Genomic DNA, 16558 nt, shown 5'->3' on the forward strand with positions numbered 1-16558 from the left:
GTGATAGATTTAACACGCAATGATGTCGGACAGTAATCTAAATGGAGCTCATCAGCCGTCAGTTAGGGATATGCATCTCCCAACGATCCTAGATGGCAGCGCAAACATGCAATTCGGCTAAGAAATCTTGCAAGTTCAAATCATTGCGATAATAAATACTTTGAATATCGTTGGCGATTTGGATACTGACATCAGCTTCAATCGCGGAGTTGGCCATAGCAATAATCGGGATTTGTTCAAACTCGGAGGTTTGCCGCAGTGCTTTGATGCATTGCACAGCGTCGGGTTCTAAACTTAAATCAATCAGCACCAAAGCAGGCGAACGATCTACCTGGGCTAGGTTTAGGGCATCCGCAGAGTTATCGACGCATTTAACACTCCAGTTTTCTTGCCGCAGCATCCGCGTAATGATTTCATCATTTTTTTCTCGTGCCTGCAGGACTAATACCCACGGTTGCTCATCTTCAACGGACTGACTCAATCCTTTAACGATTTGGGGTAACCGTAGGGTAAACTGCGAGCCTTTATCAGGCTGGCTTTCTACGGTAATGTCTCCCCCCATCATGGTGGTAAATTGTTGGGTGATGGTTAATCCTAGCCCTGTCCCACCAAATTCTCGAGTAGTTGAGTTATCGGCCTGGGCAAAGGCTTCAAAGATCGTTTTTTGTTGCTCTGGTGTCATCCCGATGCCGGTATCGGTGACAATAAAGTTAATCCATGGTTCATCCTGGTACATACCTGATTTCACTGTGAGGGCAATGGTGCCATCTTCGGTGAATTTATTGGCATTGCTCAACAGGTTTAATAGGCTTTGATGGAGCTTGGAGCGGTCGGCTGTGAGCAGATCTAGCTCCGTTTCATGGTGAACAATGAGTTTGTTTCCTTTTTTCTGGACCAGTGGATTAATTACGTCAATGACTTGTTCCATTAAAAAGGAAATCGAAAATTCCTCGATATATAACTCCATGCGACCTGACTCAATCTTGGATAGGTCAAGGACTGAATTGATTAGGGTCAGGAGTTGTTTACCCGCTCCTTGAATTCGATACAAGTCGGTCTGGGCGTCTTCTGTAGAGAGATTGTCGGCCTCTTCGGCTAGCATTTCGCTGTAGCCGATGATGGCATTGAGGGGAGTGCGTAACTCATGGCTCATATTGGCTAAAAAGTCACTTTTGGCTTGAGTAGCGGCTTCAGCGCTCTCTTTAGCATGGCTGAGGGACTGTTCCCTCAGAACGACTTCATTTGCCATGTGTTCAAATGCTCGGGCTAGCTGCCCTGGTTCATCGGTTCTCGATGTCAGACTGCTCAGGGAGGTGGTGCCATCTGTGCCGTTGGGCAATGTGATGTATTGTCCTAAGCTGATGTCGCGAATTAACTTATTGAGCTGCCCCAGGGGGCTAATGACCGTCCTTTTTAATAGGCGATTAATGACACCAATCACTACGGCAAATACACCGCTAAAGATGGCAACGACTAGCAAAAGATAGCGGTTACCTTTTGCAAATACCTGGCTGGAAGGCAAATAAATGGTTTGGGCAGCGACGGTTTCTCCTAATGTCCACCCATATCCATTCTCTTCACCATAGGTTTTCCGCATACTGGCAGGGGCATCGGACGGATTACCATGGCACTGCAGACAACTTTCTTGGCTAACTGTGAGTGGTCGGCTAATGTACTTTAACTTTGTGCCTTCAAAGTCACGGTAGCCTTTTAATTCAGTCAACGTGTTGTTAGCTCGAAACTTATTGACAATTTGGGTTTCAAATTCGTCGGCTTGATCCCTCAAGTTAGTGGGGTTTAAGGTCGCTTCTTTATAGAGAAAATCTTTGTATTCGTCCGTCGCTCGAAAGGATTCGAAGACTTCTCTAGCAGAGTAAGCCGGTACAGTTTCAGGAATAAACTCGTCCGTTTCTGCCAGCTCGTCCGCCAGCTGGGGACTAACTTGCTCAGTGGTGTAGCTTCTAACAGCGTTCATGGTTTCGATTAATATCTCTGCCCGCTGTACGATTTCTCCTGCGGCTTTCTGACGCATGGCCACTGAGAGAATTAGACCACTTGAGAAAATGCCAACGAAAAAAAGGATGGTCAGCATTTTGGTAAATTTATTACCAAGGCTAGAAAAACGGCGTTTGGACTTCATAGTATGTGACTCACCCTATAGAATCAGGCATATAAGTAATTCCTCTATGGGTCGATTATGTGCCAGGCAATGCGGGATTAAGTACTATGTCGGGGCCAAAGAGCTAATAATTTATAGGTATGTGGAAATTTCCTAAAATGTTGTGATTCTTTCCTGGAGAACAGCAGCTTGGCCGGTCACGGCGTTTCCCAGCCATCAATTATTCCTCTGCAGAGAACCATGGTGGCTGGCGCTGTCAAACCGTTGATGAATATTTAGTTTGTATGAAATCTAGCAATTGAGTGGCGGGTAAGGGTTGCTACTCAATACTTTGTTTTTCTTGGCCCACAGGTAATAGGGCTGTGATTTGCCAGGGTTGTTGTTCGTTTTTTTCAATACTGGGGGTCAGGGTTACCAGGTCTTGAATGTTGTGCTCCATGGTGCGACAGATGGCGTTGAGGGGCAGATCGTTGGGGTCGCAGCCAAAGGGATTTTCGATTTCTAAACCGATTTCTTCAACGCCGAATACGGCAAAGGCGACCAGGGCAACGACTAAAACGGTCCACAGGTTGAGTTCACTGACTACTTGAAACGGTAGGGCTAGGCAATACATCACCAGCAGCTGCTTGAGATGGATGGAGTAGGCCAGAGGCAGCGGTGTTTTAAGAATGCGTTCGCAGCCTCCTAGGGCGTCAACCAGGCCGTTGACTTGTTGGGTCATGGCCTGGAGCTGATATGGATTGATGCGGCCTTTGAGCTGTTGTACTTGCAGATAGTCGCCTAGCCAAAAGGCAATTTCTAGCGGGGGGCTGTTCATGCCTAGCATTTTATCGAGCTGGGCTGGGGTGACTAGATGGCGGAGTTCTTGCTCGCAGGGTTGTTGCCGCAGGTGTTGTTTGGTTGCGATCGCAAACGCCACCAGCAGCTTCAACGCCCGTTCTTTAGACTGACGGCTTGTATCCACCGACACCCAGATCTGGCGGGCCAGGTTGCGCGACGTGTTGACAATGTTGCCCCAGAGCTTACGCCCCTCCCAAAAGCGCTCATAGGAGGCATTGGTCCGAAACACCAGCAGCAAACCCAGCACCAGACTGGGCACGACGCCCCCCAGTACCGGCCAGGAGACGGACATACCCGCTTCGTGGGCCAAAGTCACTATTAAGGAAAAAGCCGTGCAGATACCGACCCTGGGCAATACGGCCCGAATGACGGAACCGCGCACACGGAGCAGGGTTTTGAACCAGGGGCGACGATCTTCTGCCATGGCAAAATCAGACAATGGGCAGCGCCCATCCTACGGTTTAATTTATTGACACAACACTAGCGGATATCATATCCAAACAGATTGGGGTTGGCTTCACCCATATCTAGATCACCCAGACCGTACTCAGCCCAGCGGCGTTCCACCATGGCCGCCACGTCAGGATCAGACTTGAGTTCATCCCCCCACTGGTGATCGGTTTCAGGTGGAATTTTGCTGGTAGCGTCAATCCCCATACGACCGCCTAATCCCAGCTTTTCGTTGGCAAAGTCCAGGGAGTCAAAGGGGTTGTCGGGCAAGATAAACACATCGCGGGTGGGGTCTACCTTGGAGGTTACCGCCCAGATCACCTGGCGCGGATCGCGGATATTAATATCGTGGTCGACGACGATGACAAATTTGGTGTAAGTAAACTGGGGCAGAGCCGTCCAGAAAGCCATAGCAGCGCGACGGGCCTGACCAGGATAAGCCTTTTTGATGGAAATGACGGCAGCCTTGTAGCTAAGGGCTTCCATGGGTAGGAAGAAATCGACAATTTCGGACACCTGCTGGCGCAAAATTGGGGTATAGATCCGGTTGAGGGCGATCGCAATCATCGCTTCTTCTTTGGGAGGTCGACCGCTAAAGGTGGTCAGATAGATCGGATTTTTGCGATGGGTAACACACTGGAACCGTACCAACGGGGCGTGATCATTGACTGGACCGTAGTAGCCCATATGGTCACCAAAGGGACCATCGGTAGCGACTTCGCCAGGGGTGATGGTACCTTCCAGGACAAATTCTGAGGCGGCGGGCACTTCTAGATCAACGGTTTTACATTTAGCTAGATGAACACCGCTACCGCCGTAGAGACCGGCAAATAGCCATTCGGAAAGGTCGACGGGAATAGGGGTGGCAGCGGCCATGATAATCAAGGGATGGACGCCGATGGCGATGGCAATTTCTAATTTTTTGCCATTTTCAGCGGCTTTACGCAGGTGTCTGGCTCCGCCTCGTACCGACAACCACTGAACGGTCATGGTGTTTTTACCTTGTAGCTGCAGTCGATAGACACCCACATTGGGGATGCCGGTTTCGCAGTCTTTGGTAATCACTAACCCTAGGGTGACGATTTTGCCGCCATCCTGGGGATAGGGCTGGATCATGGGAATCTGGGTTAGATCCACGTCGTCGCCTTTGAGGACGACCTGGTGGCAGGGAGGAAGCAGGTCACGCTGGGGTTTGGCTTTGACAACGTCAAATAGGACTTTGCCAAATTCGATGGCCTGGGAGATTTTTTTGGGGGGTTTGGGCTGCTGCAGCATGCCCAATTTTTTACCCAGGGTTTCGAGTTCCTGGGGGTGTTCCATGCCCATGGACCAGCAGGTGCGCTCAACGGTACCGAGCAGATTGACAACGACGGGGTGAGGGGAGTCTTTGACGTTTTCGAATAGGAGGGCCGGACCACCGCACTGGAGCATGCGGTTGGAGATTTCGGCTATTTCGAGGTTGGGGTCGACTAATGTTTGGATGCGGCGTAATTGGCCACGTTGTTCGACTAGGTTGATGAATTCGCGGAGGTCTCGGGCCATGGGGGTGAAGTGGATTTTTGTGGTGATTATGGACCTTCCTCCCTGAGTCAGGGGGACTCAGGGGGGCTTCAAAATATGTTGTTACTTTACGGAATGTAAAGCTACGTTTTCTATTATGCGAGGAAATGAGTCTGGCGGTATGAACTGGTGATGTGGCGAAATCGGTTGCTCAGGGCTTTCCTCCCTGCAAACCACCCTTCGTAGGGAACTCGACCTCTGCTTCTAATACGGTCACTTTATACCGGGCATAGTCTTTATCAATGGCTTTGTTGATCCGTATGGGACGGACTTCGTTGGGCAGCATGGGGGTGTTGCTGCCGTACTAGCCAGATAGGGATTTGGCGCTGATTGGCCTGATACTCCTGGGTGCTGATCAGCATGAGGGCCGCTTCGCTGTTGAGGTTAATCTCCATACAACGTTTGGCTAGGGCAATAGTTTGTTTTTGATCGCTATCTAATTATTTTGTTATTACTCCACGTCAACAACTGTGACGCGATAGCGTTCATAGCCTTTAACGACAGGCTTGACGACGCGAAATGGTCGTATTTCCCCCGGTAATAAGGGAGCATCATTGGTGTTGATGGCGAACACATCTTCACTTTGTAATAGGCGATTGTTGCCGCTGTAAAAGTCTGTTTTTAGCTTTAGTTCGCGAATCGGAACACTGCTAGTGTTAATAATCACCCACTCGGCATTAAAGGTGGTGGGTCCTGCCGGGGTCTGGGTGGGTTTGGCGTCTGGGTTGCCGGTGGCGGTAGCATCCGGTTGGGGAGAGGTAGGGGTGGGGCCGCTAAATTCTTCACTGCGGCTGGCTAACTCAAAGCTAATATCTTCGGGTTCTAGCTGGTCCCAACTGTAGTTAATCGGCGTAGGCGGCACGTAGGTTCTACGGGCGGGTGCTTGCTGCAGACTAATCGCACTGAGACGCACTGTTTCTAGCTCTGGGGTGATTTTTTGCAACAAATTAAAGGTGTGGGTATCGCCAGGACGGATGAGTGCATCGGTGTCGGCAATGGCTTCTTTTTGGGCGGTTGCGATCGCTACACCATTACGATCGAGAAATTCAACATCAAGCACCAGGTTGCTAAACTCTTGGTTACTGGAATTGATAAAGACGCCCTGCAGCTGATAGTACGTGGCATCTTCATAGTCTCCCAGTTCCGAGCGCCGGGGTTCCATGACTAAGCCGGGATAGTCAAAAACTACAGGAATATCCACATCGGATGATAGTTCTATGGCCATATCATCCCTGGCCGACTGAGAGTCGTTAGCGTCAGCTGCATCAAGGGATTCATAAATGACCGAGCCGGGGACAATGGTGCCGGGAGCTGGCCCCATGGGGGCCGGAGGTGGGGAAAATATCGGCAAACGACTTAGCCCCATCATGCCAATGCCAAAAGTGACAACACCACCGGCTAAAGCGGCTACTTTTTGCTGGGTCCATGGCGAGGGCTTGGGATTGCCTTTGGTCGAGTTATTCTCCAAAAAACTAATCAAAACCAGGGCTTCTTTGTCATCTGGCTTGAGTTCCACACAACGTTTGGCAACCAGTAACGCCTTTTGTCGATCGTCGGCGTCATGGGTGCGGTTGTAGCGCAGGTTATAGGTATTGGCCAGGGTATGCAACACGTCCAGGTTGAGGGGTTCTAAGGAGGCGGCATGGCCCAATTCTTTGACGGCATCATCAAGACAGCCAAATTCAATGTAGGCACGACCACGGGTCAGATGAGAATCGGCCTGGGTACTGATCGCCGTCAACTCATCGCTGGTAATGCCAACTTCTTGGGCAATAACGGCCAGGGTATCTTGTGTCACGGGTTGTTCCCAGGACAGCAAGCGCTGAATGTATGCTTCGATGATGCGATCGCGACCCATAGTTCACTCCATGTCTACTCAATGCATTCCCCGTTTCCGTGAGTGGATACGGATAAAAAAGCGACTAAGTTGAGTAAAGTCTTTGTGGTCCAACCTTGACGTCTGGTCAATGTGAATGGTTCCCCCGTGGGCTGTAACTGATCAGTGCCACCTCACTGTCTGCGGGAACAACAGACTTAGCACTATAGCTATCAGCAGTTGGAGCCATGTGGGTTCCATTCTCAACAACCTGCTCAATATCAATCACACTCACACGCACACTGATCAAAGTCGGGGCGATTTTGTGAAACAGTTCAAATGAGCGAGTATCACCAGGGCGAATAATGAAACCATTAGTGGTAAGAGCGACCTGATCGATCGTAGAAATTGGTGTACCATCACCATCCAATAGCTCGACCTTGAGATTGAGCTTAGTAACTTCCTGACCGCTATCGTTAATCACAACGCCATGGAGCTTATAGTAAGGCTCACCATCATATTCTCCCAGGCGCGACAGTCGCGGTTCAATCAACAAACCAGGATAATTAAACGCCACGGGTACATTCGGTCCTGGGTCAAACTTAGGAATCGTGTTCTCCTCAACCAGGGTAGAATCTGCCGCATTTAGACTAGAAAATACAGGCAATCGACTCACCCCCACAAAGGTGAGCACAACAGCTGCCGCACTGCCGGTCAAAAGCGCTAGCTTCTGGGTTACCCACCAGGCTGTTTTTGGATAGCTGACGGGTTGCTGTAAAAACAAGATCAAAAGCGCAATCTTAGTTTTTGTCCGTCGAGTGAACTTCTTAGGGCTAAAAACATTCTCCAAAAAGCCAATTAAAAGAAAGATATTTGGCTTGGTTTGCAACGAGAGCATCTCAGGACTGGCACTGCCATCCAATGCTCGAATTAACCCCAGGGCCTCTCGATCATTGGGCTTTAGCTCTAAACACCGTCTGGCCAGCTGTAGCGCCTGCTGCCGATCGTTTAAGTTGCTGTCCTGGTTGTAGCGTAGATAATGCACATTCGCCAATGTGTTGAGCACTTCCAGGTTGATGGGATCTAGCGCTCTGGCCCGCATCAGAACATCAATAGCTTTATCGAAGTTGTCAAGTTCTATGTAGTTATGACCACGGTCAAGATGGGCTTGCACTTGTAGATTGATGGCCTCTAATTCACCGTTGGTAATCCCAACTTCTGCTGCGATCGCTTCCAGGACAGACTGAGTAACCGGATGCTCTAACTCTAGCAACCGTTTAATATAGGCTTCAATGATACTAGCGCGACCCATAAGCGTACTCCGTTTTAGCAATTAATTGCCTGAAGGTAGTTGCGTAATCGGCTTTTATAGGTAGACGGCAGCAGTGCCGAAACCTGTCCCATAGTTACGTCCATCCCTTTCCTAATGCATTCGCGATCCGCCCCATGGGATACGGATAAAATTTCGACTAAGTTCAATAAAGTCTTTACAGTGGACATCAACTTTAATAAGCAGGGACGATGCGGCGTTAAACTACAACGTGACCGTTTAAGGGTGATAAAGTGTCAAATTTTGGGTAGCTCTTTGGCCCACTTAACGGGATTTCGCTATGCGGTCTTGTGTCTCTACCTGTATTTCGTTTGTACTGAGCGGTGTCTGCTAATCTCACCCCCAACCAGCTACGTTCCATCAAGGGTCAGCTCGATTTGGTGCTGCTGGCCCTGGAAACTTTAGTTGGCATTGGCTCCGAGGCGATTTTAGACCAGGCAAAATCCCTGCAGATGGATACCCTGCTTTCGGACCGGGTGAGTTTGTGGCGGCTACGGCAGTCGAGCCCGTTACGCAAAGGACAGGGGCGCAAAAAGCTAGACGTGGATGAAGCCCGCGCCCTGGTATTGATTACCGCCCAGCTGGCCCGCCAACATGGGCAGGCGATCAATAAAGCGGTAGCGGCCCTGGAGAAAGCGGGTGCAATGGGCACCCCACCGCACCGTAATGCGATTTTGGGGGACTATCTAGATCGGTTTAGTAATACCTATGCCGAGCGTATGGAAGCGGATGTGCCGCCGCCAGTCCTGGAAAAACTGGCCTTTCAACTCTTGATCGATCTGTTGTTCTATAGCGGCGGTGGCGGTTCGCAACGGCTATGGCAGGCACTGTTAGATCGGGCGGACTAGATCAAACCGCATAGATGGGACCGAATAGACCGATAATAGGTGGGTTAAAAAACGCACACTGGCACATGACCGCAGAGTTCCTTAAAGGTACAAACCTTTACCTGGTGGGCATGATGGGCTCTGGCAAAACCACCATCGGCAAACACCTGGCCCACACCCTCAACTACCGTTTTATCGACACAGATGATGTGATTGTGCAGGCCACGGGGCAGAGCATCAATCAGATTTTTGCAGAGCAGGGCGAAGCGACTTTTCGTGAGATTGAAACCCAGGTACTAGCCCAGGTTGCACCCTATACCCACACGGTGATTGCCACCGGGGGCGGCATGGTGGTCAAACAGCAAAATTGGAGCTATTTACAATCGGGTCTGGTGGTGTGGATCAATGTCTCTGTCGATGAGTTGATTGCCCGTCTAAGCCGCGATCAGTCCCGACCGTTGCTCAAACAGGGGGATCTGCGCGATCAGCTGACAACGCTGTTAGAACAGCGGCAGGCTCGCTATGGCCAGGCCGATGTGACGGTGGAATATCAACCTGGGGAAAAGGCAACTGCGATCGCAACCCGTATCCTCAATACCCTACAAACCTTTATTGCCGAAAACCCCGCCACCAGCACCACCATTAACCATTAGCCAATCATTTGTGGGGACGTTCCATGGAATATCCCCATCCTCGTTCCCTATTTGCTTGACACCCAATGGAAACCGCCGCCAACCGCGTCCAAATCCTCAGCGAAGCCCTACCCTACATCCAAGAATTTCGAGGCCGCACCGTTGTGATCAAATACGGCGGGGCCGCCATGAAAGACAGCACCCTGAAAGACGACGTCATTCGCGACATTGTCTTTATGGCCTGTGTGGGCATTCATCCCGTCGTCGTCCATGGCGGCGGTCCCGAAATCAATACCTGGCTCGGCAAATTAAACATTGAACCCCAATTCAAAAACGGTCTGCGGGTCACCGATGCCCCCACCATGGACGTTGTCGAAATGGTGCTCGTCGGGCGGGTCAACAAAGAACTCGTCGGTTTAGTCAACGCCGCTGGCGGCAGCGCCGTTGGTCTGTGCGGCAAAGACGGCAACCTGATCACCGCCCGCCCCCATGCCGCCGAAGGTGTCGGCTTTGTGGGCGAAGTCACCCGCATCAAACCTCAGCTAGTCAGATCCCTGGTGGATGCTGGTTATATCCCGATTATTTCCAGTGTGGCCGCCGACCCCAAAGGCCAGCCCTACAACATCAACGCCGACACCGTTGCTGGCGAACTCGCCGCCGCCCTCAGCGCCGAAAAGCTGATCCTGCTGACCGACACCCCCGGCATCCTTAAGGACTACCACGATGCCTCTACCCTCTATAACAAGCTAGATATTCAAGAAGCCCGCAGCTTAATTGACTCCGGCATTGTTTCCGGCGGTATGATTCCCAAAGTTACCTGCTGCGTTCGCGCCCTGGCCCAGGGGGTACGCGGTGCCCACATCATCGACGGTCGAGTCGCCCATTCCCTACTGCTCGAAACCTTTACCAATTCAGGCATCGGCACTATGCTAGTCGCTTCGCATCAGACAGCTTAGAATAACTCCAACCCTTACAAACCTCCTCCAACCTCAGATATGGCAGCTACCTGGTGGAAAAAACTCAAACAAAACTCTCTGGCCCGGTTTGGAGCCACGGTTCTAGCCATTTTTTACCTGACGGTAGCCTTTGCAGAAATTACTGCACCATATGATCCCTACGAGCAACAGCCCAATGGGTCTTTGCTGCCACCGACAACGGTGTACTGGCGCGACCAGGAGTCTGGGCAGTTTCTTGGACCTCACGTCTATCCAGTGAGCCAGGGGCCAGTCGATATTGAAACCGGCAGCCGGGAAACAGAGACTGACTTTTCTCAGCCCTCCCCCATTCGCTTATGGGTCAAGGGGGCCGAATACCAGCTGCTGCAGATAAAATTTCCCTTTGTCAAAAGCATTTCCTTTGAAGAGTCGATGCAGCTAGAGGAAGTGGAACTCTTCCGGGGGTTTACGTTTGACCGTCATTTGTTTGGCACCGTTGGCCAAGGGAGATGGAATATTTTTGGTACCGATGAGTCTGCTCGAGACCAGCTGAGTCGATTGATCCACGGCGGCCGCATCAGTCTTAGCATTGGCCTGGTGGGGATTATGATTTCCTTTCCCTTAGGTCTCTTGGTGGGTGGTATTTCCGGCTACTTTGGCGGCACCATCGACACCATAATTATGCGTCTGGTTGAGGTGATTATGACCATTCCAGGGTTTTTCCTGTTGGTTACCCTAGCAGCGGTGTTACCCGCCGGTCTGAGCAGTTCCCAGCGATTTTTGCTAATTGTCTTAATTCTGTCGTTTATCGGTTGGGCCGGACTGGCACGGATTATTCGCGGAGAAGTGTTATCTCTTAAAGAACGTACCTTTGTCCAGGCTAGTCAGGCTATGGGTGGAAGGTCGTTGCATATTATTTTGCGTCACATTTTGCCCCAGACGGCTACCTATGTGATTATCTCTGCGACGTTGGCAATTCCGGGGTATATTCTCTTCGAGTCGGGTCTGAGCTTTATTGGTCTGGGCATTCAGCAGCCGGATGCATCCTGGGGCAACATGCTGTCGTCGGCAACAAATGCGTCAATTTTGGTGTTGCATCCCTGGTTAATCTGGCCGCCAGCAGCGTTGATTGTGATTACGGTGTTGTGTTTTAACCTGTTGGGCGATGGCCTGCGGGATGCGTTGGACCCTCGCAGTTTGGAAGAGTAGGGCCACTCGCTATTTTCAAGTTAAAAACCGAAACCGATAGGGTAAAAGCATTTTATGGAAAGCCTGTTGGGGCAATTAGAGCTGTTTAGCAATCTGTTTGAGCAGCTACAGCAAGTAGGATTAGCGTTAGGACTCAATATTGGCGTTGCGATCGCAATCTTTTTTGTTGGCCGCTGGGTGGCTCAATTTCTACGTCGTTTTGTTAGAAAAACCCTTGGCAAAACCCGCATCGACCCCACCCTGGTCGCCTTTGCCAGCAACATGAGCTACTACGTCGTGATGGCGTTTGTGCTGCTGGCAATTTTAGGACAGCTCGGCATTGAGACCACATCACTCATTGCCCTGATTGGTGCTGCCGGTCTAGCCGTCGGACTATCGCTGCAGGGTTCACTTGCCAACTTTGCCGCCGGTATTTTGCTAATTATTTTTCGCCCATTTCGCGTTGGCGACTGGATTGATGCCAGTGGCGTCTCCGGCTATGTGGAAGATATTGAGTTGCTAACCACCATTTTGCACACCCTCGATAACCGCACGGTGGTGATTCCCAATCGCAAACTTACCGATGACAACATCATTAACTACTCTACTCGTGGTACTCTACGGCTCGATTTAGTGGTCGGCGTTGCCTATGATTCTGACCTGAAACAGGTAAAAACCATTATTCGTCAAGTGCTCTCAGAAGATGAGCGCATTTTGTCACAGCCTGCACCGACGGTGGGTGTCTTAGAGCTAGCCGATAGCAGCATCAACCTGGCTGTGCGGCCCTGGGTGAGTACAGCTGACTATGTTCCTGTTTCCCTCAGCATCTACGAGGCGATTAAGATCCGCTTCGACGAAATTGGGATTGAGATTCCGTTTCCACAGCGCGACCTGCATGTGTATGGACTATCGAGAGAATAACGCGACGACATAGCTCCCGCTATTTATCGGCTGGCAATAGGACACCAACTAGAGGTTCTGTCTGAGAAAGCGTCTGCACAGGAACCGGATTTGGTGCTTGATCGGGTTGTAATTGGCCAAGCCAAAGAATCGTTAGCTGATTGTTACTATTATTATTTAGATAAGATTACTATTCAAAAGTTTTGAAATTTCATCAGAACTGACGGGCTTGCTAAATAGGAACCCCTGTGCGGTCTCACAACCAAATTGTTGGAGCATATTACATTGCTCTACGGTCTCAACACCTTCGGCAATAACTTCATGCTCTAGATTGCGACACATTTCGATCATGGAACCAATTAGACTCTTAGATTTATGGTCGACAAGCATATCATTGATAAAGTATTTATCGATTTTCAAACAGTCAACTTTAAGATGTTTGAGAGATGCAAAGGATGAATACCCTATGCCAAAATCATCAATTGCCAATGACACACCGAGGTCTTTTAAATCTTGGAAAATTGAGAGATTTTGTTCATCCGTCTGTACGACACTCTCGGTCACCTCCAATTCTAGTTCCGATGGCAGTATACCTGTCTCATCAATAACATGCTTAATCAATGACACAAGACTCTTATCGAGAAAATGGATTGGAGAAATATTAACTGCCATACGAATGGCAGGCAAACCTGCCTTCTTCCAGGCAACAGCTTGACTACAGGCGGTTGTTAACACCCATTCAGTGAGGAGCTTAATCATGCCTATTCTTTCAGCTGTGGTAATAAACTCATCGGGTGAAATCTGCCCTAATCGTGGATGGTTCCAGCGTGATAAGGCTTCAACCCCGATAATGTTACCCGTGAGTATCTGAACTTGGGGTTGATAAACCAGTGATAACTGCTGTTTTTCTATGGCCTCCCTCAAATTTTGTTCTACACGAAACCGATACTCTGCTTCCTGAGTCAACTCAGGTTTATAAAATGTATACTGATTTTTTCCACGTTCCTTGGCTGCATAAAGCGAAGTATCAGCTGCTTTTATTAAAGTAGATAGATCGGTGCCATCATCAGGGTAGTGCACAATCCCAATACTACATGCCGGAGTAAATTTCCTGGCCAATAATTCGACTGGATTTGATATCACCTCAAGGCAACTATGAGCCACATGAGCAGTAGAATAATCATTATTTACATCATTCACAAGAATACAAAATTCATCTCCACTTAGGCGTGCAACAAAATCAGTTTCACGAGTGACCTTTTGTAATCGCTTAGCAATTTCCTGGAGCAGTAAATCGCCAGCATCATGGCCCAAACTGTCATTCACACTCTTAAAATTATCTAAGTCGATATATAAAAGACCCAAACGGGATGTGTTTCGGTTAGACCGTTTGATTGATGCTTCAAGCACCTGATAGAAGTTGGCGCGGTTGGCAATCCCTGTTAAATCATCAATATAAGCTAATTCTCGTATACGTTTTTGAGCTTGGTCACGCTCCATCACAATGCCGGCTAGCCTGGCTGCTGACTTAAGATCGTTGGACTCCTCTTCATTTGGCAGTGCGGGGTGGTTATAGTACATCCCAAATGCACCTAACACCATGCCTGAGGAATGTTTAATCGGTTCAGACCAACAGCAGCGCATGCCATGGGGAAGGGCTACATGTTTAATTTTGGTCCACTTTGGGTCGGTTTCAATATTCTCAACCAGGACGCGCTTGCCGGTATAAGTCGACGTACCACATGAGCCTACATTAGGACCGTTCTTGAGACCATGAACCGCATCACAATATTCTTTGGGCATGCTGGGAGCGCCTCCATGCATGAGTCGACCATCTTTCAACTCGAGCATTGAACATCGCAGTCCAGGGTGGCGTGTTTCATACATTAATGCAATTTCTGTATAGATCTCTGATGCGGGTCTCCCCGTTGCGATCATCTCCAGAATTTCGGCATTTTTGTCATCAAATGCCTCTGCTTTCTTGCGGGCTGTGATATCGACATGGGTTCCTACCAAACGAACTGCTTTTTTATCAGAATCACGATGAACAAGAAATGCGCGGGATAACACAAAAACTTCATGCCCTGCTTTATGCTGCATACGCATTTCTATATCGAATGAATCTACTTTGCCAACCAAGTAATCTTGAACCATTTTCAAGACTTTATCTTTATCCTCTGGATGTACCAGCCTTTGCCAGGTACTTAAATCATGGACCAGTTCATTATTTTCATAGCCCAGCATGCTTTTCCAGCGTGGTGAATAATAAACTTCATTTGTTTCCAAGTTCCAGTCCCAAAGCCCATCATTGGCTCCACGCATAGCAAGAGAAAACCGCTCCTCACTTTTCTGAAGTTTTTCTTCTGATTCTCTACGAGCTGTCACATTATGCCCAACACCTAGTACGCCGATCAGTTCCCCATTGTCGTCATACATAGGAATCCTACTTATTTCCAGCAGTTCACGGTGTCCATCATTAGCAAAGGTTATCCATTCTTCGTGTGTTGATGGAGTGCCTTTCAGGATGACGTCCTTGTTGTTATATTGAAATAAATTTGTCAACCTGGCATTTACAAAATCGTGGTCAGTCTTGCCAATAATCTCTTGTTCAGATGTTCCCAAACATTCTTCGAAACGATAATTGCAGGCTAAATACACACCATTAGGATCTTTTAGCCAGATGAGATCTGGTAGGGTATGAATAATTTTTTTGTAATATCCAATATCTTTCCAAAGCCTTGGCAAATACTTTCCTGAAACAGACATTGCTTGCAAGACTGAGGCTGGAACCGATTGAACCTTACATCCCATAGTACGTTGATATTCTGTATATCTAGTATTTAATATTTCCCAGGTTATCTCTATAGTAAGAGTTAGAATCGGGAAGCAGAATTGGTACTTTAGCTGAATAACAAGTATCAAGAATTTTAAGCTCTTAACAAGCTATCTCTTAAACCAAGTAAAAATACTGAAAACTCATGGCATATTTTTGCATGGTGAAATCCGGGATTTTGCCAGAAATGACATTAATATGTATGAGCAGAATATTTACATCTGCCCACCCTACGGTTGATGACTTATGAATGCCCCTGACATCGTTGACTTAGTAATACCTGGTTCCCCTTAGCAAGGCTACGGTGTATACACAAGTCAGAGACAATGGCTGAAAGTATTAGAACTCGAGTTGGCCCTCTCCCTAAATCCCTCTCCCCCAGGGAGAGGGACTTTGACTCTGGCGCTCACTCTAAATCCCTCTCTCGCGGCAAGAAGGACTTTAGCAAATGACTATCAATTGCGGTGAGTACTGTCGGTAAATCGTCCAGAACGCTGGCATTGGCAAATCGTAAAACGGTCAAGCCGTTTGCCTGCGTCCAAGCATCTCTTTCTGCATCTCGCTCAACCTGAGACTGATGAATAGCCCCGTCTAGCTCAATCACTAATTGAGCCTCATGACAGTAGAAATCAGCAATAAAGCGACCAATGTTATGCTGACGCCTAAACTTGGCTCCACTCAAGCGACGCCCGCGCAAGCATGACCATAGAATTTGCTCTGCAGGGGTCTGCTGCTGTCTGAGTTCTCTGGCTCGATAGAGACGCTGTTCGGGTATGCGTCGATGGCATCCGGCTAAGCGTGAGAGGTCTTCCATAGCGACAGTTTTCCCAGAAGGCCCTCCCCCCAAACCCAGGAGTACCTTTTAGGCCATTATCTTTTAGATATGTATACACAGTAGAAGGGGAGCTAGTCTCAAAGTCCTTCTCCCTGGGGGAGAAGGATTTAGGATGAGGGCAAATGCAGCGTCTGGAGCTACTTTTCAGGCTAGATCCCTAGATGTGTGTACACACAAGTCCTGAAAACTAGCGTCTGCGGTTGCTTCACCCCCTCTAACTCCCCTTTGGTAAGCAGGGCTGATCTATTGAAAAAAGGAAAATAGTTTTTCGATATCGTGTGCGACCATTCGAA

General features: G+C 48.9%; 13 protein-coding genes. 5 read left to right on the plus strand and 8 right to left on the minus strand.

Going from position 1 to position 16558, the window contains the following annotated elements; all coding sequences use genetic code 11:
• Positions 1-88: 88 nt before the first annotated feature.
• The 6 genes from N836_RS49355 to N836_RS49375 all read right to left on the minus strand — a co-directional run bounded on the left by N836_RS49355 (position 89) and on the right by N836_RS49375 (position 8097).
• Positions 89-2140 (minus strand): c-type heme family protein, encoded by a 2052-nt coding sequence (locus tag N836_RS49355; RefSeq protein WP_023072159.1) that lies wholly within the window; start codon positions 2138-2140, stop codon positions 89-91.
• 298 nt (positions 2141-2438) lie between these two features.
• A complete protein-coding gene (locus N836_RS49360) occupies positions 2439-3383 on the minus strand; it encodes a bestrophin family protein (protein ID WP_023072160.1) in 945 nt (314 codons plus the stop codon).
• A gap of 56 nt (positions 3384-3439) precedes the next feature.
• Positions 3440-4951: a UbiD family decarboxylase gene (locus N836_RS49365; RefSeq protein ID WP_023072161.1), complete on the minus strand. Its 1512-nt coding sequence runs from the start codon at positions 4949-4951 to the stop codon at positions 3440-3442.
• 257 nt (positions 4952-5208) lie between these two features.
• A complete protein-coding gene (locus tag N836_RS76445; RefSeq protein ID WP_023072162.1) occupies positions 5209-5364 on the minus strand; it encodes a hypothetical protein in 156 nt (51 codons plus the stop codon).
• A gap of 56 nt (positions 5365-5420) precedes the next feature.
• Positions 5421-6827 (minus strand): tetratricopeptide repeat protein, encoded by a 1407-nt coding sequence (locus N836_RS49370; RefSeq protein ID WP_023072163.1) that lies wholly within the window; start codon positions 6825-6827, stop codon positions 5421-5423.
• 106 nt (positions 6828-6933) lie between these two features.
• Positions 6934-8097, minus strand: a complete 1164-nt coding sequence (locus tag N836_RS49375; RefSeq protein WP_023072164.1) for a tetratricopeptide repeat protein — start codon at positions 8095-8097, stop codon at positions 6934-6936.
• Positions 8098-8438: 341 nt separating this feature from the next.
• On the opposite strand from N836_RS49375, the gene N836_RS49380 reads away from it, so the two are divergent.
• The 5 genes from N836_RS49380 (at position 8439) to N836_RS49400 (ending at position 12618) form a co-directional block, all read left to right on the plus strand.
• Positions 8439-8963, plus strand: coding sequence for a DUF3038 domain-containing protein (locus N836_RS49380; protein WP_023072165.1), 525 nt, complete (start codon positions 8439-8441; stop codon positions 8961-8963).
• A gap of 65 nt (positions 8964-9028) precedes the next feature.
• Positions 9029-9595 carry a shikimate kinase gene (locus tag N836_RS49385; protein ID WP_023072166.1) on the plus strand — a complete coding sequence of 189 codons (567 nt, stop codon included), beginning with the start codon at positions 9029-9031 and terminating at the stop codon, positions 9593-9595.
• 65 nt (positions 9596-9660) lie between these two features.
• The gene (argB, locus tag N836_RS49390) at positions 9661-10530 is read left to right on the plus strand and encodes an acetylglutamate kinase (RefSeq protein ID WP_023072167.1); all 870 of its coding nucleotides are present in this window, start codon (positions 9661-9663) and stop codon (positions 10528-10530) included.
• Between the two features lie 39 nt (positions 10531-10569).
• On the plus strand, positions 10570-11718 hold the full coding sequence (locus tag N836_RS49395) for an ABC transporter permease (protein ID WP_023072168.1): 1149 nt from the start codon (positions 10570-10572) through the stop codon (positions 11716-11718).
• A gap of 54 nt (positions 11719-11772) precedes the next feature.
• On the plus strand, positions 11773-12618 hold the full coding sequence (locus N836_RS49400; protein ID WP_023072169.1) for a mechanosensitive ion channel family protein: 846 nt from the start codon (positions 11773-11775) through the stop codon (positions 12616-12618).
• A gap of 156 nt (positions 12619-12774) precedes the next feature.
• Here the strand turns inward: N836_RS49400 and N836_RS49405 are convergent, their stop codons facing one another.
• Together N836_RS49405 and N836_RS49410 are read right to left on the minus strand one after the other, a co-directional pair.
• Positions 12775-15363 (minus strand): bifunctional diguanylate cyclase/phosphodiesterase, encoded by a 2589-nt coding sequence (locus tag N836_RS49405; protein WP_235071074.1) that lies wholly within the window; start codon positions 15361-15363, stop codon positions 12775-12777.
• Positions 15364-15836: 473 nt separating this feature from the next.
• Entirely contained in the window at positions 15837-16244 is a 408-nt protein-coding gene (locus N836_RS49410) for an endonuclease domain-containing protein (protein ID WP_023072171.1), read from the minus strand.
• Between the last annotated feature and the right edge of the window lie 314 nt (positions 16245-16558).

Source organism: Leptolyngbya sp. Heron Island J (assembly GCF_000482245.1).
Taxonomy (GTDB): Bacteria; Cyanobacteriota; Cyanobacteriia; order Phormidesmidales; family Phormidesmidaceae; genus Leptothoe.